The 20,263-nt window shown below is 75.8% G+C and carries 18 protein-coding genes and 1 pseudogene; 11 read left to right on the plus strand and 8 right to left on the minus strand.

The window, feature by feature from the left end; translation table 11 throughout:
* The first annotated feature begins 31 nt into the window (after window positions 1-31).
* Entirely contained in the window at window positions 32-1,234 is a 1,203-nt protein-coding gene (locus ACTMS2_RS18170) for an MFS transporter (RefSeq protein ID WP_441176429.1), read from the plus strand.
* 112 nt (window positions 1,235-1,346) lie between these two features.
* Here the strand turns inward: ACTMS2_RS18170 and ACTMS2_RS18175 are convergent, their stop codons facing one another.
* The 4 genes from ACTMS2_RS18175 to ACTMS2_RS18190 form a co-directional block, all read right to left on the minus strand.
* Complete coding sequence (locus tag ACTMS2_RS18175; RefSeq protein ID WP_101414860.1) at window positions 1,347-1,607, minus strand: hypothetical protein; 261 nt, start codon at window positions 1,605-1,607, stop codon at window positions 1,347-1,349.
* 91 nt (window positions 1,608-1,698) lie between these two features.
* On the minus strand, window positions 1,699-2,160 hold the full coding sequence (locus tag ACTMS2_RS18180; RefSeq protein ID WP_089001085.1) for an SRPBCC family protein: 462 nt from the start codon (window positions 2,158-2,160) through the stop codon (window positions 1,699-1,701).
* 52 nt (window positions 2,161-2,212) lie between these two features.
* Window positions 2,213-2,629: a DUF2795 domain-containing protein gene (locus ACTMS2_RS18185; RefSeq protein ID WP_441176430.1), complete on the minus strand. Its 417-nt coding sequence runs from the start codon at window positions 2,627-2,629 to the stop codon at window positions 2,213-2,215.
* Window positions 2,630-2,724: 95 nt separating this feature from the next.
* Window positions 2,725-3,705 (minus strand): YihY/virulence factor BrkB family protein, encoded by a 981-nt coding sequence (locus ACTMS2_RS18190; RefSeq protein ID WP_441176431.1) that lies wholly within the window; start codon window positions 3,703-3,705, stop codon window positions 2,725-2,727.
* A gap of 159 nt (window positions 3,706-3,864) precedes the next feature.
* On the opposite strand from ACTMS2_RS18190, the gene ACTMS2_RS18195 reads away from it, so the two are divergent.
* Window positions 3,865-4,266 (plus strand): ChaB family protein, encoded by a 402-nt coding sequence (locus ACTMS2_RS18195; RefSeq protein ID WP_089001082.1) that lies wholly within the window; start codon window positions 3,865-3,867, stop codon window positions 4,264-4,266.
* A gap of 81 nt (window positions 4,267-4,347) precedes the next feature.
* On the opposite strand, the gene ACTMS2_RS18200 is transcribed toward ACTMS2_RS18195, so the two are convergent.
* Window positions 4,348-5,781 carry an aldehyde dehydrogenase family protein gene (locus ACTMS2_RS18200; protein WP_441176432.1) on the minus strand — a complete coding sequence of 478 codons (1,434 nt, stop codon included), beginning with the start codon at window positions 5,779-5,781 and terminating at the stop codon, window positions 4,348-4,350.
* A 70-nt stretch (window positions 5,782-5,851) separates the two neighbouring features.
* On the opposite strand from ACTMS2_RS18200, the gene ACTMS2_RS18205 reads away from it, so the two are divergent.
* Window positions 5,852-7,456, plus strand: coding sequence for a phytoene desaturase family protein (locus ACTMS2_RS18205; protein ID WP_441176433.1), 1,605 nt, complete (start codon window positions 5,852-5,854; stop codon window positions 7,454-7,456).
* Window positions 7,457-8,954: 1,498 nt separating this feature from the next.
* Here the strand turns inward: ACTMS2_RS18205 and ACTMS2_RS18210 are convergent.
* The 3 genes from ACTMS2_RS18210 to ACTMS2_RS18220 form a co-directional block, all read right to left on the minus strand.
* On the minus strand, window positions 8,955-9,722 hold the full coding sequence (locus ACTMS2_RS18210; protein WP_089001079.1) for a polyprenol monophosphomannose synthase: 768 nt from the start codon (window positions 9,720-9,722) through the stop codon (window positions 8,955-8,957).
* A 119-nt stretch (window positions 9,723-9,841) separates the two neighbouring features.
* Window positions 9,842-10,843, minus strand: coding sequence for an SDR family oxidoreductase (locus tag ACTMS2_RS18215; protein WP_441176434.1), 1,002 nt, complete (start codon window positions 10,841-10,843; stop codon window positions 9,842-9,844).
* Window positions 10,840-11,268, minus strand: coding sequence for an SRPBCC family protein (locus tag ACTMS2_RS18220; protein ID WP_441176435.1), 429 nt, complete (start codon window positions 11,266-11,268; stop codon window positions 10,840-10,842). Before ACTMS2_RS18220 ends, ACTMS2_RS18215 begins: the two co-directional genes overlap by 4 nt.
* A 148-nt stretch (window positions 11,269-11,416) precedes the next feature.
* Between ACTMS2_RS18220 and ACTMS2_RS18225 the strand changes: the two genes are divergently transcribed.
* The 8 genes and pseudogenes from ACTMS2_RS18225 (at window position 11,417) to ACTMS2_RS18260 (ending at window position 20,234) form a co-directional block, all read left to right on the plus strand.
* Entirely contained in the window at window positions 11,417-13,183 is a 1,767-nt protein-coding gene (locus ACTMS2_RS18225) for an HAD-IIIA family hydrolase (RefSeq protein ID WP_441176436.1), read from the plus strand.
* Window positions 13,180-14,157 carry a glycosyltransferase gene (locus tag ACTMS2_RS18230; RefSeq protein WP_441176437.1) on the plus strand — a complete coding sequence of 326 codons (978 nt, stop codon included), beginning with the start codon at window positions 13,180-13,182 and terminating at the stop codon, window positions 14,155-14,157. Before ACTMS2_RS18225 ends, ACTMS2_RS18230 begins: the two co-directional genes overlap by 4 nt.
* Complete coding sequence (locus ACTMS2_RS18235; protein WP_441176438.1) at window positions 14,142-15,359, plus strand: glycosyltransferase; 1,218 nt, start codon at window positions 14,142-14,144, stop codon at window positions 15,357-15,359. Before ACTMS2_RS18230 ends, ACTMS2_RS18235 begins: the two co-directional genes overlap by 16 nt.
* On the plus strand, window positions 15,356-16,030 hold the full coding sequence (locus ACTMS2_RS18240; RefSeq protein WP_441176498.1) for a D-sedoheptulose-7-phosphate isomerase: 675 nt from the start codon (window positions 15,356-15,358) through the stop codon (window positions 16,028-16,030). The genes ACTMS2_RS18235 and ACTMS2_RS18240 overlap by 4 nt, the downstream gene beginning before the upstream one ends.
* Window positions 16,027-17,445: pseudogene (locus tag ACTMS2_RS18245) on the plus strand (PfkB family carbohydrate kinase); the annotation flags it as partial. The gene ACTMS2_RS18240 and the pseudogene ACTMS2_RS18245, both read left to right, overlap by 4 nt.
* 170 nt (window positions 17,446-17,615) lie before the next feature.
* Window positions 17,616-18,317: an SDR family oxidoreductase gene (locus ACTMS2_RS18250; RefSeq protein WP_363621676.1), complete on the plus strand. Its 702-nt coding sequence runs from the start codon at window positions 17,616-17,618 to the stop codon at window positions 18,315-18,317.
* The gene (locus ACTMS2_RS18255) at window positions 18,314-19,267 is read left to right on the plus strand and encodes a glycosyltransferase family 9 protein (protein ID WP_441176439.1); all 954 of its coding nucleotides are present in this window, start codon (window positions 18,314-18,316) and stop codon (window positions 19,265-19,267) included. Before ACTMS2_RS18250 ends, ACTMS2_RS18255 begins: the two co-directional genes overlap by 4 nt.
* On the plus strand, window positions 19,251-20,234 hold the full coding sequence (locus tag ACTMS2_RS18260) for a DNA topoisomerase IB (protein ID WP_441176440.1): 984 nt from the start codon (window positions 19,251-19,253) through the stop codon (window positions 20,232-20,234). Before ACTMS2_RS18255 ends, ACTMS2_RS18260 begins: the two co-directional genes overlap by 17 nt.
* The last annotated feature ends 29 nt before the right edge of the window (window positions 20,235-20,263 follow it).

Genomic DNA, 20,263 nt, shown 5'->3' on the forward strand with positions numbered 1-20,263 from the left:
CCGCCGCCGACTCCGGGCAGGATGGTCCTTCGTGTCCACCGCCCCGCCCCGCGCCTCGCTGCTCCTGCTGGCCTACCTCGCGTTCGTCAGCCTCGGCCTGCCCGACGGCCTGATCGGCGTGGGCTGGCCCTCGATCCGGGCCGACTTCGGCGTACCCACCGAGGCCGTCGGCCTCGTGCTCACGGCGGGCACGGCCGGCTACCTGACCTCCAGCGTGCTGGCCGGCTTCACGCTGGCCCGGCTCGGCGTCGGCTGGCTGCTCGCCGGCAGCACGCTGCTGGCCAGCCTCGCGCTCACCGGTTACGCGCTGACCCCCGGGCTGATCCTGATGGTGGGCTGCGCGCTGGTGCTCGGTCTGGGCTCCGGCGCGATCGACTCCGGCCTGAACGCGTACGCGGCGGGTGCCTTCGGACCCCGGCACATGAACTGGATGCACGCGTTCTTCGGTCTCGGCGTGGCGCTCGGGCCGCTCATCATGACCGGCGCGCTCAGCGCCGGGCTCTCCTGGCGCTGGGGCTACGGCCTGGTCGCCGGGGCACAGCTCGCGCTGGCCGCCGCGTTCGCGCTCACCGTCCGCGCCTGGCGGGACCGCACCCCGGCCCGGGGGTCCGCGGGGCCCGCGACGGGGGAGGCCGCCGTCGCCCCGCCGGCCGTCACCCGGGTACGCGAGACGTTGCGCCTGCCGGCGGTCTGGCTCGGCGCGGCGGCCTTCGCCGTCTACGTGGCCATCGAGGTGGCCGCCGGGCTCTGGGCGTTCCTGCTGCTCACCGAGGGGCGTGGCCTCGGCGCGGCCGTCGCCGGCGTCTGCGTCTCGGGCTACTGGGGGAGCCTCTTCGTCGGGCGCGTGGTGCAGGGCGTGGTGGCCGAGCGGCTGGGCGCGGCGACGGTGCTGCGGGGCAGCCTGGTCGGGATGGCGCTCGGCGCGGTCCTGATCGCGTTGCCCGCACCGGCCTGGGTCGCCGTGGCGGGGCTGTTCGTCGTCGGCTTCGCCGCCGCCCCGGTCTTCCCGCTGCTCACGCTCACCACCGCCGAGCGGGTCGGTACGGCGCACGCCGACCGGACCATCGGACTCCAGATCGCCGCGGCCGGGCTGGGCGGCGCGCTGGTGCCGGCCGGGATCGGGGTGCTGCTCGGCAACACGTCGGTCGAGCTGCTCGGGCCGGCGCTGGTCGTGCTCGCGCTGGGCCTGATCGCCCTGCACGCGGCCGGCACCCGCCGACCGGCGTCCGGCTGAGCGTGGCGGGGCCACGGTCCGTTCCATGACCGTGGCCGGCCGCGCCCGACCTCGACGGCCGGCGCGCCTTCCACGTCTTCCGCCGGCCGGCCCGCCCGCCGCACGGCGCGGCTCACATCGTGTCGGGCCCGGTCCGCCCCGTCGTCGAGGGCCGGTACGCGCGGTCCGGGTCCGTCGGCTCGCGGCCCGCTCCGGCGGCCTGCCCACCCCGGTCCACCGCCTCCGGGCCGTGGCCGAAGGCCGCCTCCTCGCCGGCGTCGTTCGCCGTCACGTCGTCGGCCTGGCCGTCCAGCGTCGACCGCGCCACGGCCCGGTCCAGTTCCCGCAGGGGAGTGCGTTCCTCGTCCCGCCACACCTTGTCGTCGTCCGTCATGCCCATCGCGGTACCCCGGCCCGGTGCACGCAAACGACGATGGCCGCCGGAGAGCCGGCGGCCATCGGATGTTCTTTCGGGGGGAGGGAGATCAGGGCTGCGGCCGGTCGACCTTGCCGCGCCAGGCGCCAGTCTCCTGACCGCGGCGCTCGATGAACTGCTTGAACCGCTCCAGGTCGCCCTTCGCGCGCCGGTCGACGATGCCGAGCTTGTCGCCGGCCTGCTCGACCACGCCGTGCGGTTCGAACTCGAGCTGGAGCGTGACCCGGGTGGTCTCCGGGTCCAGCCGGTGGAAGGTGACCACGCCGGCCTGCTGGGTGCCGCCCGTCGAACGCCAGGCGACCCGCTCGTCCGGAAGCTGCTCGGTGATCTCGGCGTCGAACTCCCGTTTCACCCCGGCGATCTCCACCGTCCAGTGGGTCATCGTGTCGGTCAGCTGCCGGACCTCCTGCACCCCCTCCATGAACTGGGGGAAGTCCTCGAACTGGGTCCACTGGTCGTACGCGGTGCGCACCGGGACGGAGACGTCCACGTGTTCGGTAACGCCACTCATCAGCCATCCTCCTTCGTCCACCGGTGACGGGCCGGATCGTGCGGGGATCCGGTCACCAGCGGGTCGTCTCGTTCTTGTGGCCGAGCGCCGCCCACACCTCGGAGACCGTCTGGTAGCGGGTGCCCTCGGGCAGCCGCTCCAGTTCGGCGACGATGTCCGCCGGCGCCTCGTTGTCCCGCGCGTTGGCGATCAGCGTCTCCCGGTCACCGGGCAGGGCGGTCATCGTGATGAACCGTCCGAGCCGGCTGCGTCGTTCGACGTCCTCGGAGCTCATCCCCTTGGGCGCGCCCGTACGCAGGTCGCCGGCCGGGGCCGTGGTCGGTTCCGGCTGGTCCTCACCCGCCGGCTCCGGCACACGGGACTCGTCGACCCGTGAGCCACCGGTCCCCGGCCCCTGCACGAGGCCGCTGACCTCCCGGCTCATCTGCTCGTCGACCCTCGGTCCGTGCTTGCTGCTGCCACGTTCCATGCCTTCTGCGCTACCCGGTGGCACCGCCGGTAAACGGTGCGGCGCGGCTCCTTGGCGCGGGCGGCGACGGTGAGGGCCGGTAAACCCGTCGCGGGTCACGTGGTGGCGGGCGTCTTCGGGGGCAGGACGGGCTCCTCGGCGTCCGGCTCGCCGGCCTGGAGCACCCGGCCGCGCTGAAGTTCCGCGTTGATCTGCACGCCGAGCATCAGCGCCGAGTTGGACAGGTAGAGCCAGACCAGGAACGCGATCACGGCCCCCAGGCTGCCGTACGTGGCGTCGTACGAGCCGAAGTTGGCCACGTACAGGCCGAAGCCGAAGGAGGCGAGGGCCCAGGCGACCAGGGCGACCGCGCCGCCCGGGGTGAGCCAGCGGAACCGGGGCTGCCGGACGTTGGGCGCGATCCAGAACAACAGGCTCAGCAGCACCATCATGATCAGCGCGAGCACGGGCCACTTGGCGACGCTCCACGCCGTACGCGCCAGCCCGCCGGCGTTGACCAGGTCGCCCACGGCGTCGGTGACCGGCCCGCTGACGATCAGCCCGGTGGCGACGACCGCCAGCAGCACCAGCGAGACCCCCGCCAGGCCGATCTGCATCGGTCGCAGCTTCCAGACCGGCCGCCCCTCCTCGACCCCGTAGACGGCGTTGGAGGCCCGGGTGAACGCCCCGATGAAGCCGGAGGCCGACCAGAGGGCGCCGAGCAGACCGAAACTCAGCAGCACGCTGGCCGAGTCGTTCTGGTCCACCACACCCCGTACGACGCCGACGAAGCCCTCGTTGGCCACCACCGAACCGGCGCCCATGTCCCGGGCCAGGTCCAGCACGGTGTCGACGGTCTGCTCGCCGTTGGACACCAGCCCGACCAGGGCGACCACCACGATCGTGGACGGGAAGAGCGCGAGCACCCCGTAGTAGGTGAGCGCGGCGGCCCAGTCCGCGCAGTTGTCCTTCACGAAGTTGCGCACGCTGCGTACCAGCACCCCGCGCCACGTCCGCCAGCTCAGCTGGCGTACCCGGCGGGGCATCCGCGGTCGCCGCTCCTCGGTGGGCGCCGCGCCGGGTTCCGTCGTCGTCATGCCCGCTCCCTGTGCCCGGCCCCGGATGACCCGGTGCATCCGGCGTCGCCTGGCCCCGCCGGTACCCGTGGCCGGAAATCGACAAACCCGACCACCCGGTTTGCCGACCGGGCGCGGGGGAACGGTCAACCGGGAACCCACGACGCGGAGGAGGACGAGATGCCCGGGCGCGAGGTACTGCCCAGCACGCTGCGACGCTCCCCCAAGAAGGCGCAGCGCACCTGGGAGAAGACGCACGACTCGGCCGTGGAGACGTACGGCGAGGGGGAGCGGGCCCACCGCACCGCCTTCGCGGCCGTCAAGCACGAGTTCGAGAAGGTCGGCGACCACTGGGAGCCCAAGGGCCGCAAGGGACCGAGCGACCGCCAGGCGGCCGGCGGCGGACCGGAGCGCCGGGCACCCACGGCCGGCGGGGTGGACGCCAACGCCACCAAGGACCACCTGATGAAGGTGGCCCGCAAGCTGGACGTCCCCGGTCGTTCGACGATGACGAAGCCGGAACTCGTCAAGGCCATCGAGAAGGCGAACAACCGCCAGACCGCCAAGGCCCGCGGCCGCTGAGCCCACCTTTCGGGTACGCGACGCAGGGGCTGTCCGGCGCGGGCGGCCCCTGCGCGTGTCTCAAGAGCCCCTGCGTGTGCCTCACCAGTGCCCGCCGCCGGGCGCCTCGATGTGGACCGCCTTCGTCGCGGTGAACTCGTCCAGCAGCTCCGGTCCGTAGCCGAAGCCGTGCCCGCTGCCCCGGCGCGGGTGCGCGGCGCCGCCCGGCGCCCCGCCGAACACGGCGTTGACCTTCACCGTGCCCACGGGCAGTTCCCGCCAGGCGCGCTGGGCGTGGCTCATCGACCCGGTCAGCACCGTCGCGGCCAGCCCGTACGGGGAGTCGGCGGCGCACCGCAGCGCCTCGGAGAACGAGTCGACGGTGACGATCGGGGCGACCGGCCCGAACGTCTCCTCCCGCACCACCGTCATCTCGTGCCGACAGTCGCTCAGCACGGTCGCCGGGTAGAACGACCCGGGGCCGTCGGGCAGCCTGCCGCCGGTACGGATCCGCGCGCCCTGGGCCACGGCCGCGGTCACCTGCCCGTGCACGTGGTCGCGGTGCCGCCGGTCCACCAGCGGCCCCAGCTCGGTGTCCGGGTCGCCGCCGGGGCCCGTACGCAGCCGCTCGGCCCGCTCCACCAGCGCGTGCGTGAAGTCCTCCGCGACGTCGCGGTGCACGTAGATCCGCTCCACCGCGACGCAGATCTGCCCCGCGTTGGCGAACGCCCCGAGCGCCGCCTGCCCGGCCGCCCACACCGGGTCGACGTCGCCGTCCACGACGAGCGGGTCGCTGCCGCCGTTCTCCAGCAGCACCTTCGCCCCGGTCCGCGCCGCCGCGGCCGCGATGGCCCGCCCGGTGGCGGTGGAGCCGACGTGGGCGACGACGTCCACCTGCTGCGCGGCCAGCGCCGCGCCGACCTCCGGACCCCCGGTCAGCAGCGACAGCACCCCGGGCGGCAGCGCCGAGTCCAGCGCCTTCGCCAGCAACCAGCCGGTCGCCGGAGCGCGCTCGCTCGGCTTGTGCAGCACCACGTTGCCGGTGACCAGGGCCGCGCCGAGCAGCCCGCAGGAGACCGCCACCGGATCGTTCCACGGGGTGATCGCGGCGACCACTCCGCGTGGCTGCGGCGTCATGAAGTCGAGGGCGTGGGTGCCGCCGTGCAGGGTCCGCCCGCCGCGCACGGGGGCCAGCTCCGCGTACTGTCGCAGCGTGCCGATCCCCGCCTCCACGCCGCCCCGGGCGTCCGACAGGGGCTTGCCCATCTCGGCGGTCGTCGCCCGGGCCAGGTCGTCGGCGACCGCCGCCACGGCGTCCGCCGCCCGGTGCAGGGCCGCCGCCCGTTCCGCGGGCGCGGTCGCCGCCCACTCCGCCGCGGCGCCGCGCGTCGCCTCCACCGCCTTGCCGACCTCGTCGGCCGTCGCCACCGGCGCCGAGCTGACCGGGGAGCCGTCGGCCGGATCGTGTACGACCAGCTCGCCACCCTCGCCGCCCGCGCCCCACACTCCGCCAATGAGCTGCGCAACCGTGTACATGGCAGTGCATGCCCCGGTCCCGGCGCGGCAAACGCGTTTCGCCCGGTTGCTGGCCGGGTAGGCGGATCGGATGAGTTCCCCCGGCGCGGAGAGCGCGGACGCCGTCGTCGTCGGAGCCGGACACAACGGTCTGGTCGCCGCCAACCTGCTGGCCGACGCCGGTTGGGACGTGCTGGTGCTGGAGGCCACGGCCACGCCGGGCGGGGCGGTGCGCTCGGCCGAGGTGACGGCTCCCGGCTACCTGAGCGACCTCTACAGCTCCTTCTACCCGCTCGGCTACGCCTCGCCGGTGTTGCGCGGGCTGGAGCTCGACCGTTACGGGCTGCGCTGGCGGCACTCCCCGGACGTGCTGGCCCACCTGCTGCCCGACGGCCGGGCGGCGGTGCTCAACCGCGACCCGGAGGCCACGGCGGCGTCGCTGGAGGCGTTCGCGCCGGGCGACGGCAAGCGCTGGCTGCACGCGTACGACGACTGGCGCCAGGTGGCCGAGCCGATGCTGGAGACCATCACCACGCCGTTTCCGCCGGTGCGAGGGGGCCTGAGCCTGCTGCGCCGGCTGCGGGTGTCCGGGGCGCTGCGCCTGGCCCGGCGGCTGGTGGTGCCGGTACGCAAGCTCGGCGACGAACTCTTCGAGGGCGAGGGCGGCCCGGCGTTGCTGGCCGGCTGCGCCCTGCACACCGACCTGTCACCCGAGGAGGCCGGCTCGGGCGTGTACGGCTGGCTGCTCGCCATGCTCGGCCAGCAGGTCGGCTGGCCGGTGCCAGACGGCGGCGCGCAGAAGATCACCGACGCGCTGGTGGCCCGGCTGACCGAGCGCGGCGGCCGGATCCTCTACGGCGCACACGTCGACCGGGTGCTGACCGCGCGCGGCCGGGCGATGGGCGTGCGTACCGTCGGCGGCACCCTGTGGCGGGCGCGCCGGGCGGTGCTCGCCGACGTCCCCGCGCCCGCGCTCTACCTGGACCTGGTCGGCGCGGCGGCGCTGCCGCCCCGGCTGGTGGAGGACCTGGCGCACTTCCGCTGGGACGGCTCGACGCTGAAGGTGGACTGGGCGCTGTCGGCCCCCGTGCCGTGGACCAACCGGGCGGTCGCCACCGCCGGCACGGTGCACCTCGGCGCGGACCTGGACGGGCTCACCAGCTACGCCGCCGCGTTGGCCCGCAAGGAGATTCCGCGCGACCCGTTCCTGCTGCTCGGGCAGATGTCGGTGGCCGACCCGAGCCACTCGCCGCCGGGCACCGAGTCGCTGTGGTCGTACACCCACCTGCCGTTCCGCCGGCAGTGGCGGGCCGAGGACATCGCCGCGCACGTCGAGCGGATGGAGCAGGTGCTGGAGGAGGCCGCGCCGGGCTTCCGCAGCCTTGTCATCGGGCGACACGTGGCCGGGCCGGCCGACCTGGAGGCGGGCGACCCGAGCCTGGTCGGCGGCGCGTTGGGCGGCGGTACCGCCGCCGCGTACCAGCAGCTGTTCCTGCGCCCGATCCCCGGCCTGGGCCGCGCGGACACCCCGGTGGACCGGCTCTTCCTGGCCAGCGCGTCGGCGCACCCGGGCGGCGGCGTGCACGGCGCGCCCGGCGCGAACGCCGCCCGCGCCGCCCTGGCCCGCGACCGCGCCCTCACCGGCCCGCTGTACGCGGCCGGGATCGACGCGGCGCACCGCGCCGTCTACCGCTGACGCCAGCGGCGCGCCGACCCACGCTGCGCCGCCGCTCCAGTCGGATGACGACCCGGCGGGGAGTGCCGTCCTCGGCCTCCCCGCCTGTCCTCGGTCGGTCCCGCGAGCCTCGGCCTCGGCCTCCCCGCCTGTCCTCGGTCGGTCCCGCGAGCCTCGGCCTCGGCCTCCCCGCCTGTCCTCGGTCGGTCCCGCGAGCCTCGGCCTCGGCCTCCCCGCCTGTCCTCGGTCGGTCCCGCGAGCCTCGGCCTCGGCCTCCCCGCCTGTCCTCGGTCGGTCCCGCGAGCCTCGGCCTCGGCCTCCCCGCCTGTCCTCGGTCGGTCCCGCGAGCCTCGGCCTCCTCGGCCTCCTCGGCCTCCCCGCCGGCCTGCCCGGTCCCGCCAGCCTTCTCTGCCTGTCTCGCCAGTTCCAGGGGTGCCGTCGGCCTCGTCGGCCTCCCCGGGGGCCCCTCTGGTCCTTCTCCATCGCGAGATCCGAACCTGGTCGAGGCGAACCGGGGCTTCTCGCGATCGCCGATCGCCTTCGACGGCATCTGCGTGCGTAGGTCCGGCCAGCCGCCCGGTGCGCGGAGAAGTTTCTGGTACCAAGCAGCTCTTGGACACGCGTTGGATACGCAGGGTGCGGGGTTGGTGGACGGCGGGGAACCCTCGCTCCGCCCTTTGCTCTGCAGCCATATACGCAACGGTTACCGAAGGTAACCGTTTATCGACTGCGCGCCCGCAGCGACGATTGCATAGCGCCAGTTCAGCGGGCTGGTGCGTCCATGGCTGCAGAGCAAAGGGCCGACGGGACGGTCCGGAGCTTCCAGGCGGGGGCTACTTAGAGTCAGATTACGCGTGGTAATCGCATGCTCAGTGATCGGATGGCCGGGGTGGGGTGCCTGAGGTCGTTCGCCAGCCGCCGCGCCCGCCCCGCCCGCCGCGCCGCATCCGCCGCCCCGCCCGCCGCGCCGCACCCGCCCCGCCCGCCGTGTCGCGACCGCGACCGCCGCGACCAGCCGACGGCCTTGCCGCCGCGCCCGCCGTGCGGCGAGCGCGCTTGCCGATTCGCGGTACGCCTAGGCCGCGCTCGCTGATCCGCTGCCGTGGGCCGAGGCCACGTGTCATTCGATCCGTCCGCCGTGAAGGCCCCGGCCCTGCCGCCTCGCCTCACTGCCGGCCTCGCCGCCCCACGTGCCCTGCCCGCAGCCGGACCGGGCGCGTGGGCCAGGCTCGCCCGAGCCGCCCCGCCAGCCTGGGGTGGGGCAAGGCCGTGAGGCGGCAGGGCCGGGGCGGCGGCCGTGGCGGGCCGGGCCTGGCCGGCGGAAGCAGGCAGGGCAGGGCGACGGACAGGCAGGGCTACGGACAGGCGGGGAAGGACTGGCGGGGAAGGGCAGGGCGGAGGACGGGACAGGGCAGGGCTGAGCCACGGGGCAGGGTGGGGCGGCGGCGGACCGCAGCGACCGGAGGAGCCCGAGGCCGGAGGGAGCCCGGGGCCGGAGGGCCGCAGGCTCCGGGCGGGGTCAGGGTTCGATGTTGCGGTGCTTGCTGCGCAGCTTGAACGGCATCAGCGCGCTCTCGATCTTGGTTGCGGTGGTCATCTTGGAGGCGCCGTCACGCCGCTCCTCGAAGCGGATCGGCACCTCCAGGATGGTGTGTCCCAGCTTGGTGGCCAGGTAGTGCATCTCCACCTGGAAGCTGTAGCCGTTGGACTGCACCCGCTCCAGGCCGATGTCGCGCAGCGCGTCCGCCCGCCAGATCTTGAAACCGGCGGTGAGGTCGCGGATCCGGACCCGTAGCAGCGTGTGCACGTACAGGTTGGCCCAGCCGCTAAGCGCCCGTCGGTACAGCGGCCAGTTCTCGTCCAGCTCGCCGCCGGGTACGTAGCGGGAGCCGATCACCACGCCGGCCTGGGTGGAGAGCAGCGCGCCGAGCATGCCCGGCAGCGCCTCCGGCGGGTGCGACAGGTCGGCGTCCATCTGCGCCACGTACTCGGCACCGCCGTCGAGGGCACGCCCGATGCCGTCCACGTACGCCCGGCCCAGGCCCTCCTTGCCGGCCCGGTGCACGACCTCGACCCGGTCGGGGTGCTCGATGGCCAGCTTGTCGGCCACCTCACCCGTGCCGTCCGGCGAGTTGTCGTCGGCGACCAGGATCTTCAGGCCCGGCAGCGGCAGGGCCAGCAGCCGCTCGACCAGCACCGGGAGGTTGCCCGCCTCGTTGTAGGTGGGAACCACGACGGTCAGGCGTGCGTCCCGCCACGGCACGGGCAACTGCACGGGTTCGATCATGTCGGACATCCTCGGTCGGCGGACAGGGCTCCCTGAGAGCGTAGCCAGTTGCCACATCCGGGTCGAAAAGGCCACCCCTACCGCCCCGTCTTCCCGCCCCTGGCGAGGACGGATCCGGGTCAGCGGAGGCGTCGGGCGAGCGCGGTGAGGGCCACCGTCAACCCCGCCAGGGCGATGCCGGAGACGGCCGGTTTGTGCGTACCGACCCACAGGGCGGCCGAGCGGCCGTGGGCCCGGTCGGTGAAGACGCCCTCCGCGCCCCGGTCCCGTTCGTCGTCGCCGGGGCTGTCCAGGTTGTCCCGCCAGGTGGCCGGATCGATCGGGGTCTCGGTCTGCTGACTGTCGTAGCCGTCGCGCGCCAGCTTCCGGTCGAGCAGGCCGGGCGCGAGGATGTCGCCGAGCCGGGCCCGCCAGGTCGGGCCACCCACGTTCAGCTCGCGCGGCCCGTGCTCGGCCGCCCAGACGATCGCCCTGGCGGCCACGTCGGGCGCGAAGATCGGCGGTACGGGCTGGGGGTGCCGGGGCAGCCGGGTGCGTACCCAGGAGAACTGCGGGGTGTTGATGGCCGGCAGCTGCACCATCGACAGCTTCACCCCGGGGCAGTCGTGCAGCAGCTCCGCCCGCAGCGAGTCGTTGAAGCCCTGGACGGCGTGCTTGCTCGCGCAGTACGCCGACTGCAACGGGATCCCACGGTAGGCCAGGGCGGAGCCCACCTGCACGATCGCGCCCCGGCCACGGGCCCGCATGTGCCGCAGCGCCGCGAGGGTGCCGTGCACGGTACCGAGGTAGTTGACCTCGGTGACCCGGCGGAACTCGGTGGCCGGGATCTCCCACGCCGGGGCGAAGACCGAGACCATCGCGTTGTTCACCCACACGTCGATGCCGCCGAAGCGGTGCGCCACGTCGTCGGCGGCCTGCTGCACCGCGCCGGCGTCGGCCACGTCCACCCGGTACGTGCGTACGTCCGAGGCGCCCAGCTCCCGGCAGTCGCGCTCGGCGGCGGCCAGCCCGGCCCCGCCCCGGGCGAGCAGCGCGAGCCGGGCGCCGCGCTCGGCGTAGCGGCGGGCGACGGCCCGTCCCACGCCGGCGCTCGCCCCCGTGATGACGACGGTCTGCGTCATGCGTCGCCCTTCTGTCGCATCGCGATGTCGGCCAGCCTGGTCAGGGTCTCCTTGTTGCGCTGGTGCAGCACCAGGTCGTTGACCTTGTTGCGTACCCAGCGCAGCGGGCCGGCGGCGAAGTCCTCGCCGATGCGTACCCGGGTCGCGCCCGTGCCGACCCCTTCGAGGGTGAACACCACGATGGCCTCCCCGGCCGGCCACAGGCCGGCGCGGATGACCAACCGGCGTGGCGGCTCGCAGGTCAGCACCGTCGACGAGTCGTGCAGCGAGAACGGCCACGGGCCGGCCTTGTGGTGCAGCTGGCTGCCCACCCGGGGCCAGGCGTCGTCGACGTCGCGTACGTGCACGGTGCCCACGACCCAGTCGCTGTACGTCCACCCGTCCGCCAGCACCGCCCAGACCTGCTCCGGGGCAGCCTCGATCACTTTCTCCACAATCGCCACTGCGCTCCCATACCCCGGCCGTACCGGGGGCTAACGGCGCCGGCGGGTTAGCTTCTCCCGGGCGACGGGTAACGGCACCTGCGGGCCGGCGTGGGGCACCGCCGGCGAAGGACGCGGCGGCGCGTTCAAGATGACGTTTACTCCCCGGGGCGCCGGGAACCCGCCGGCTGTGCGACAGGACCAGGTCGAGCCGGATCAGCGCAGGTCAGCCCGGGTTTTTGCCGGCGCTGACCGGACCGCCTCCGGGCCCGTCCTGTTCGACGCGGTGCTGTTGGACCGCGACGGCACGCTCATCGAGGACGTGCCGTACAACGGCGATCCCGACAAGGTGCGGCCGATGCCCGGGGCACGGGACGCCCTGGACCGGTTGCGCGCGGCGGGCCTGCGACTGGCGGTGGTGACGAACCAGTCCGGCCTGGCCCGGGGGCTGTTCACCGAGGCGCAGATGCGGGCGGTGCACGCCCGCGTGGAGCAGTTGCTGGGGCCGTTCGACGCCTGGGCGGTGTGCCCCCACGACGACGGCGACGGATGCGGATGCCGCAAGCCGGCCCCGGGACTGGTGTACGCGGCGGCGCGGCAGCTGGGCACCGTGCCGGCGCGGTGCGTGCTGGTGGGGGACATCGGGCGGGACATGACCGCCGCCTCGGCCGCGGGGGCATCGGGGATCCTGGTGCCCACGCCGGTGACCCGCCCTCAGGAGGTGGCCGCCGCGCCGCAGGTCGCGCCCGACCTGTCGGCGGCCGTGGCGGAGATCCTCCGCCGCCAGGCGGCGGTCGACCCGGCCACCTACGGGCACGTCGACGCGCCGCGGGTGGGGACGGTGCTGGTGGTACGCGCCGACTCGGCGGGGGACGTCCTGGTCACCGGTCCGGGCATCCGCGCGGTGGCGGCCGGCGCCCGGCGCGTGGTGCTGCTGTGCGGGCCACGGGGGCGGGCCGCGGCGGAACTGCTGCCCGGCGTCGACGAGATCGTCGAGCACCGGCTGCCGTGGATCGACCCCGCGCCCGACCCGGTCGACCCCGCCGACATGCGTCGGCTCGTCGACCGGCTCGCCGCCGTGGGCGCCGACGAGGCGGTCGTCTTCACCAGCTTCCACCAGTCGCCCCTGCCCCTGGCCCTGCTGCTGCGCCTGGCCGGGATCCGCCGGGTCAGCGCCATCAGCGACGACTACCCGGGCAGCCTGCTCGACGTGCGGCACCGGGTGCCGCCCGGCGTACCCGAAGCGGAGCGGGCGTTGTCACTCGCCGCCGCCGCCGGCTTCGCCCCCGCCGAGCCCGACGGACCCGCGCCCCGCCTGCGTCCGGTGCCGGCGCCGCCGCCCGAGGTCGGCGAGCCGGGCTACGTGGTGCTGCACCCCGGCTCGGCGGCGCAGGCCCGGGGCTGCCCGCCGGAGCTGGCCGCGCGGATCGCCCGCGCCCTGGCCGTCGCCGGCCACCGGGTGGTGGTCACCGGCGACCCCGGCGAGCGGGAGCTGACCGCGTGGGTGGCCGGCGACGTCGCCGTCGACCTGGGCGGGCGTACCACGCTCGCCGGGCTGGCCGCGACGGTCGCCGGCGCCGGCGCGGTCGTGGTCGGCAACACCGGCCCCGCCCACCTCGCCGCCGCCCACGGCGTGCCGGTGGTCAGTCTCTTCGCCCCCACGGTCCCGTTCGGGCAGTGGGGGCCGTGGCGGGTGCCCACGGTGCGGCTCGGCGACGCGGAGGCGCCCTGCCGCGACACCCGCGCGGCGCGCTGCCCGGTGCCCGGACACCCCTGCCTCAGCGGCCTCGAACCCGACCAGGTCCTCGAGGCGCTGCGGCTGCTCGGGGTGGGCCCACCGGTCCGGCCCGCGCCGGCCGCCGCCGACCGGGCGGCCGGCGTGCCGGCGGGGACCAGCACCGGCGGGAGCGGCCGATGAACCTGCTGCTCTGGCACGTGCACGGCTCCTGGACCACGTCGTTCGTGCACGGCAAGCACCGGTACCTGGTGCCCGTCACCCCGGACCGCGGCCCGTACGGGCTCGGCCGCGCCCGTACCTACCCGTGGCCCGACACGGTCGTCGAGGTGACCCCCGAGCAGCTGCGCACCGCCGACGTCGACCTGGTCGTCCTGCAACGCCCCGAGGAGCTCGACCTCGCCGAGCGGTGGCTCGGGCGCCGGCCCGGCCGCGACGTCCCCGCCGTCTACGTCGAGCACAACACGCCCAAGGACGGCGACGTGCCCAACAGCCGGCACCCCATGGCCGACCGCGACGACCTGCTCGTCGCCCACGTCACCGGGTTCAACGAGCTGTTCTGGGACACCGGCGCCACCCGCACCACGGTGGTCGACCACGGCATCGTCACCCCGGCAGTGGAGTACACGGGCGAACTCGACCGGCTCGCGGTGGTGATCAACGAGCCGGTACGCCGCTGGCGGGTCACGGGCACCGACCTGCTGCCCCGCTTCGCCGAGATCGCCCCGCTGGACGTCTTCGGCATGAAGGTCGCCGGGCTGGCCGAGCACCTGGGCCTGCCCGCCGACCGGATCGTCAGCCACGACGACGTGCCCCAGCACCGGATGCACGCCGAGCTGGGGCGGCGGCGGGCGTACCTGCACCTGTGCCGGTGGACCTCGCTGGGGCTGAGCCTCATCGAGGCGATGTCGATGGGGATGCCGGTGGTGGCCCTGGCCGCCACGGAGGCGGCGATGGCGGTGCCACCCGGGGCGGGCGCCCTGTCCACCCGGCTCGACACCCTGCTCGACGCTGCCCGCCGGTACATCGACGAGCCGGCGCAGGCGCGTCGGGCGGGGGAGCAGGCCCGCCTCGCCGCCCGGGACCGCTACGGCCTCGACCGTTTCCTCGCCGACTGGGACCGGCTGCTGGAGGAGGAAGTATGCGCATCGCGATGATCTCGGAGCACGCCAGCCCGCTCGCCATCCTGGGCGGCGAGGACGCCGGCGGTCAGAACACGCATGTCGCCGAGCTCTCCGCCGCCCTCGCGGCCGCCGGACACGACGTGCGGGTCTACACCCGCCGCGACGCCGTGGACCTGCCGGTGACCGTACGCAGCGCCGACGGCTACGACGTGGTGCACGTACCGGCGGGGCCGGCCGAGCCGGTCGCCAAGGACGCCCTGCTGCCGCACATGAAGGAGTTCAGCCGCTGGCTGGTCGAGCGGTGGCGGGGCGACGACTGGATGCCCGAGGTCGTCCACGCGCACTTCTGGATGAGCGGCCTCGCCGCCCTGGCCGCCGGCCGGCAGACCGGGGTGCCGGTCGTGCAGACGTACCACGCCCTCGGGGTGGTCAAGCGGCGGCACCAGGGCGTGCAGGACACCAGCCCGGCCCGGCGGATCGGCTACGAGCGGGAGCTGGGCCGGGCCGTCGACCGGATCATCGCCCAGTGCCGCGACGAGGTAGGCGAGCTGGTCCGGATGGGCGTGCCCCGGTCCCGGATGACGGTCGTGCCGTCCGGGGTGAACCTGGGCACGTTCGCCCCGCTCGGGCCGACCGCCGAGCGGGAGGACGACCGGCCGCGCATCCTGACCGTCGGCCGCCTGGTCGAACGCAAGGGCTTCCAGACCGTGGTGCGGGCCATGGCGTACGTGCCGGAGGCCGAGTGCGTGGTGGTCGGCGGCCCGCCCGCCGGCCTGCTGGAGACCGACCCGTACGCCCGCCGGCTGCGCGCCCTCGCGGTCAGCTGCGGGGTGGCCGACCGGGTGCGGCTGGTCGGCGCGGTGCCCCGCGAGGAGATGGGCCGCTGGTACCGCTCGGCGGACGTCCTGGTGGCCGCCCCCTGGTACGAGCCGTTCGGGCTCACCCCGCTGGAGGCGATGGCGTGCGGCGTGCCCGTGGTGGGCACCGCCGTCGGCGGGATCAAGGACACCGTGGTCGAGGGCGTCACCGGCGACCTGGTGCCGGCCCGTGATCCCCGTGCGCTGGGTGCCGCGATCCAGGGGCTGCTCGACGACCGGATCCGTCGCTTCGCGTACGCGGCGGCGGCGCGGGAACGGGCCCGGCGGCGGTACTCCTGGGCGGCCACCGCGGAGCGGCTGGTGGAGGTCTACGGCGACGTGGCGGCCCTGCGCCGGCCGACCCGGGTGGTGGCCTGATGGCGGCGGGCACCCCGCTGGACGCGCACCTGACGAACCTGGCGGCGGCGCTGGTGCCCTTCCGGCGGCACGAACCGCTGCTGTCCCGGTGGGGGACGGCGCTCGCCCGCCGGCTGGTCGACGGCGGCCGGCTGCTGGTGGCCGGCAACGGGGGCAGCGCCGCCGAGGCCCAGCACCTCACCGCCGAGCTGGTCGGGAAGCTGCGCGAGGACCGCCAGCCCCTGTCCGCCATCGCCCTGCACGCCGAGACCTCCGCGATGACCGCCATCGGCAACGACTACGGCTACGACGAGGTCTTCGCCCGCCAGGTACGCGCCCACGGCCGCGACGGCGACATCCTGCTGCTGCTGTCGACCAGCGGCAGCAGCGCCAACCTGCTCGCCGCGGCCCGCGCCGGGCGCGACAGCGGGCTCACCTGCTGGGCCCTGACCGGCCCCGCCCCCAACCCGCTGGCGGAGCTGTGCCACGACGTGCTCGCCGTCGGCTCGGCCGACAGCCAGGTCGTGCAGGAACTCCATCTCGTGACCAGCCACCTCCTCTGCGAGTACGTGGAGCGGGAGCTGCCGCTGGCGTTGGCCGCCCCCGGGGCGCCCGTACGGACCGGGGTCGAGGTGGTGCTCGACGGCGGTGCAGGTCAGCAGGCCCAGGGCGTGATGAGGGGGGAAGCGTGAGGGGACCCGTCGTGGTGGTCGGTGACACCCTGCTGGACCGGGACGTCGAGGGGGTGGTGAACCGGCTCTGCCCGGACTCGCCGGTGCCGGTGCTGGACGAGACCGCCCACGTCGACCGGCCCGGCGGCGCCGGGCTGGCCGCGGTCTTCGCCGCCGCCGCGCGGGGCGTCGACGTGGTGCTGGTGACCGCGCTGGCGGACGACGCGGGCGGCGCCCGGCTCAGCTCTCTGCTGGCCGACGCCGGCGTGCAGGTCTATCCCCTCGGGCTGCGCGGCGGCACGCCGGAGAAGGTCCGGCTGCGCGCCCGGGGCCGGGTGCTGCTGCGCCACGACCGGGGCGGGGCGGCCGGCACGCCGGGCGAGCCGTCGGAGGCGGTGCTGCGGGTGGTCGCGCGGGCCTCCGCCGTGCTGGTCAGCGACTACGGGCGGGGTGTCGCGCGGCAGCCCGCGTTGCGGGCGGCGCTGGCCGCGACCCGGGCGCCGGTGGTCTGGGACCCGCACCCGCGGGGACCGGCGGCCGTCCCGGGGGTGCACCTCGTCACGCCCAACGAGTCCGAGGTGCGGGAGCTGGTCACGGTCGCGCCCGGCGCGACCCGGCTGGCGACGGCGTCGCGGGGCGCGCAGGGACTGCGCCAGCGTTGGCGCGCCGGCGCGGTCGCGGTGACCCTCGGCGGGGACGGCGCGCTGCTCTGCCACGCCGGCGCGACGCCGATGGTGGTGCCCGCCCCGGCCACCGCCGAGGGGGACACGTGCGGCGCCGGTGACCGGTTCGCGGCCACTGCCAGCCTCGCCCTGGCGCGGGGGGCGCTGGTCTCCGAGGCGGTGCAGGAGGCGGTGGCCGAGGCGTCGGCGTACGTGGCCGGCGGGGGAGTGGCGACGGCGCTGCCGCGGCCGGTGCGCCCGCTGCCGCCGGCGGTCTCCAGCCCCGGCGGCGAGCGCGTCGGCGTGGCCGCGGCGGCCGGCGTGGTGTCGGCGGTACGCGCGTCCGGTGGCACGGTGGTGGCCACCGGCGGCTGCTTCGACCTGCTGCACGCCGGGCACGTGGCGACGTTGCAGGCCGCCCGTCAGCTCGGCGACTGCCTGGTGGTCTGCCTGAACTCCGACGCGAGCGTGGCGGGGCTGAAGGGCCCGGACCGGCCGGTGATCCCGCAGAGCGACCGGGCCCGGCTGCTCGCGGCGCTGAGCTGCGTCGACGCGGTCATGATCTTCGACGAGTCCACCCCGCACGCGGCGCTGTCCTGGCTGCGCCCGGACGTCTGGGTCAAGGGCGGCGACTACGCCGGCGACGGCGGCGAGCCGGCCCTGCCCGAGGCGGAGGTGCTGCGCCGGTGGGGCGGCAACGCCGTGGTGGTGCCGTACCTGGACGGCCGCTCCACCACCGGACTGATCGCCGCCGCCCGGTCGACCGGCACCGCCGTCGCGGCCGGGCCGGTCGGCGGGCCGCCGCTCACCGACACCGTGCCGCCGGCCTGTGCGCAACCACCCGGCCCCGCCCCCGGTGGCGGGTCGGCGCCCTCCGGCGGCGAACGCCCACGGGCGCGGGCCGTCCGGCCCGTCCCGGGACCGGGCGCGGCGGAGGGCACCCGATGAGCGCCGGTTCGCCCGGCGCGGGGCGCACCGTGCTGGTCACCGGCGGATCGAGCGGGCTGGGCGCCGCCGTGGTCGCGGCCGTCGCCCGCGCCGGCGGTCGGCCGCTGGTGCTGGACCGCCAGGCGCCCGCCGACGGGGTGCCGTGGGTGGAGTGCGACCTGGCCGACACCCGCGCCGCCGAGGCCGCCACCCGGCAGCTCGCCGAGCGTTCGGGCGGGCTGGACGCGGTGGTCACCGCGGCGGGGATGGACGTGCCGGGAAAGCTGGCGGACGTGCCGGGCGAGACCTGGGACCGGATCGTGGCCGTGGACCTGCTCGCCACGGCGGCCGTGGTGCGGGCCGCCCTGCCGTTCCTGGAGACCTCCCGGGGCAGCGTCGTCACCGTCGCCTCCACGCTGGGGGTCAAGGCCGTCGCCGACGCGACCGCGTACTGCGCGGCCAAGTTCGGGGTCGTCGGCTTCACCCGGGCCCTCGCCGCCGAGCTGGCCGGCAGGGTCGGCGTCACGCTGCTCGTGCCCGGCGGCATGCGCACGGCCTTCTTCGACGAGCGCGACGCCGCGTACAAGCCCGGTCCCGACGCCGTGCTGAACGACCCCGCCGACACCGCCGCCGCCGTCATGTTCGCGCTGTCCCAACCCGCCGGCTGCGCCGTACGCGAGATGGTCGTCTGCGCCGACCAGGAGACCTCGTACCCGTGATCCTCGTCCTGCGCGCCCTCGGCGTCGGCGACCTCGCCACCGCCGCCCCGGCCCTGCGCGCCCTGCGCGCCGCCCATCCCGACCGGGAGCTCGTGCTCGCCGCGCCCGGCTGGCTGGCGCCGCTGGTGGAGCTGGTCGGCGGCGTCGACCGGCTGGTGCCCACGGACGGGCTGGGCCGCCCCGGTGCGGCCCTGCGGGCGCCGCGCGTCGCCGTCAACCTGCACGGGCGGGGCCCCGAGTCGCACCGGATGCTCGCGGGCACCCACCCGGGCCGGCTGCTCGCCTACGCCAGCCCGGAGGCCGGTCACCGCGACGGCCCCGACTGGCGCGCCGACGAACACGAGGTCGACCGCTGGTGCCGGCTGCTCGACTGGTACGGCATCCCCGCCGACCGCACCAACCTGGACCTGTTGCGCCCGGCCCCCGGCGACGTTCCGACCGGCGTGACCGTGCTGCACCCGGGCTCCAAGGTCCCCGCCAAGCGCTGGCCGCCCGGGCGGTTCGCCGCGCTGGCCCGGGAGTTGGCCGCCCGGGGGCACCGGGTGGTGCTCACCGGCAGCCCCGACGAGCGGGCGACGGCGCAGCGGATCGCTGCGGGGGCGGGGCTGCCCGCCGACGCGGTGCTGGCCGGCCGGACGGACCTGGGCCGGCTGGCGGCGCTGGTGGCGTACGCCCGGCTGGTGGTCAGCGGGGACACGGGCGTGGCGCACCTGGCGACCGGCTACCGCACCCCGTCGGTGGTGCTCTTCGGGCCGGTCTCCCCGGCGCGGTGGGGGCCGCCGCCGGGCCGGCCCCGGCACCGGGCGCTGTGGGCGGGCGGACAGGGTTGGCGCAGGTGGGAGGGGGTAGGAAGCCATCCGACGTTGGCGGCCATCGGGGTCGACGAGGTGGTGGCCGCCGTGGACGAGGTGGAACGGGCGGTGCGGGTGTCCGGTGCGGTTGCGGCGTAGTGATCCGGGCAGGCCGGGGTACGGGCGACGCCGGCGCGGCCGGGGCTGGCTCTTCCTCGACCCGTCCGGCCAGTCGGTGCGCGACCCCGACCAGCTGGGGCGGCTGCGCGAGCTGGTGATCCCGCCCGCCTGGCGGGACGTGTGGATCTGCCCGTACCCGAACGGGCACATCCAGGCCACCGGCATCGACGCGGCGGGGCGCAAGCAGTACCTCTACCACCCGAAGTGGCGCGAGAAGCGCGACGAGGCGAAGTTCGACCACGTGCTGGAGGTGGCCCGCCGGCTGCCGGTGCTGCGCGAGCGGGTCGGGCGGGACCTGTCCGGCCGGGGCCTGTACCGCGACCGGGTGCTGGCGACGGTGACCCGGCTGCTCGACATGGGCATGTTCCGCGTCGGCAGCGACCAGTACGCGGCCGGCGACGACCCGACGTTCGGGGTGTCGACCCTGCGCCCCGAGCACGCCCGCTCCCGGGGCGGCTGCGTGGTCTTCGAGTTCCCCGCGAAGGGCGGCATCGAGCAGGTGCGCCGCATCGAGGACCCGGAGCTGTGCCGGGTGCTGGTCAACCTGCGCCGTCGGCGGCGCTCGGCCGACCGGCTGTTCGGCTACCGCGACGGCGGGGACTGGCGCGACGTGCGCAGCGACGAGGTCAACGAGTACCTGCGCGACGCCAGCGGCGGCGAGATGACGGCGAAGGACTTCCGGACCTGGCACGCCACGGTGCTGGCGGCGACCGAGCTGGCGACGGTGGGCCCGCCGCGCTCGGCCACCGCCGGCCGGCGGGCGGTGGCGGCGGTGATGCGCGACGTCGCGGAGCTGCTCGGCAACACCCCCACGGTGGCGCGCACGTCCTACGTCGACCCGCGCGTGGTCGACCTCTTCCACGACGGCGTGGTCGCCCCGGTCGACCCCGCCACGCCCCGCGAGAAGGCCGAGCGGATCGTGCTCGAGTTGCTCCAGGACGCCTGAGCCGGCCGTCGGTGCGGGGGCCGTCCCCG

Source organism: Micromonospora sp. SD12 (genome assembly GCF_052068495.1).
Lineage (GTDB): Bacteria > Actinomycetota > Actinomycetes > Mycobacteriales > Micromonosporaceae > Micromonospora > Micromonospora echinofusca.

Excerpts from the sequence above, each read along its gene's own strand:
- ACTMS2_RS18225 (WP_441176436.1), top strand. The coding sequence starts at position 11,417 with ATGACGTTTACTCCCCGGGGCGCCGGGAACCCGCCGGCTGTGCGACAG.
- ACTMS2_RS18235 (WP_441176438.1), top strand. The coding sequence starts at position 14,142 with ATGCGCATCGCGATGATCTCGGAGCACGCCAGCCCGCTCGCCATCCTG.
- ACTMS2_RS18185 (WP_441176430.1), bottom strand. The coding sequence starts at position 2,629 with ATGGAACGTGGCAGCAGCAAGCACGGACCGAGGGTCGACGAGCAGATG.
- ACTMS2_RS18250 (WP_363621676.1), top strand. The coding sequence starts at position 17,616 with ATGAGCGCCGGTTCGCCCGGCGCGGGGCGCACCGTGCTGGTCACCGGC.
- ACTMS2_RS18215 (WP_441176434.1), bottom strand. The coding sequence starts at position 10,843 with ATGACGCAGACCGTCGTCATCACGGGGGCGAGCGCCGGCGTGGGACGG.
- ACTMS2_RS18230 (WP_441176437.1), top strand. The coding sequence starts at position 13,180 with ATGAACCTGCTGCTCTGGCACGTGCACGGCTCCTGGACCACGTCGTTC.
- ACTMS2_RS18195 (WP_089001082.1), top strand. The coding sequence starts at position 3,865 with ATGCCCGGGCGCGAGGTACTGCCCAGCACGCTGCGACGCTCCCCCAAG.
- ACTMS2_RS18175 (WP_101414860.1), bottom strand. The coding sequence starts at position 1,607 with ATGACGGACGACGACAAGGTGTGGCGGGACGAGGAACGCACTCCCCTG.
- ACTMS2_RS18205 (WP_441176433.1), top strand. The coding sequence starts at position 5,852 with ATGAGTTCCCCCGGCGCGGAGAGCGCGGACGCCGTCGTCGTCGGAGCC.
- ACTMS2_RS18210 (WP_089001079.1), bottom strand. The coding sequence starts at position 9,722 with ATGATCGAACCCGTGCAGTTGCCCGTGCCGTGGCGGGACGCACGCCTG.
- ACTMS2_RS18200 (WP_441176432.1), bottom strand. The coding sequence starts at position 5,781 with ATGTACACGGTTGCGCAGCTCATTGGCGGAGTGTGGGGCGCGGGCGGC.
- ACTMS2_RS18190 (WP_441176431.1), bottom strand. The coding sequence starts at position 3,705 with ATGACGACGACGGAACCCGGCGCGGCGCCCACCGAGGAGCGGCGACCG.
- ACTMS2_RS18180 (WP_089001085.1), bottom strand. The coding sequence starts at position 2,160 with ATGAGTGGCGTTACCGAACACGTGGACGTCTCCGTCCCGGTGCGCACC.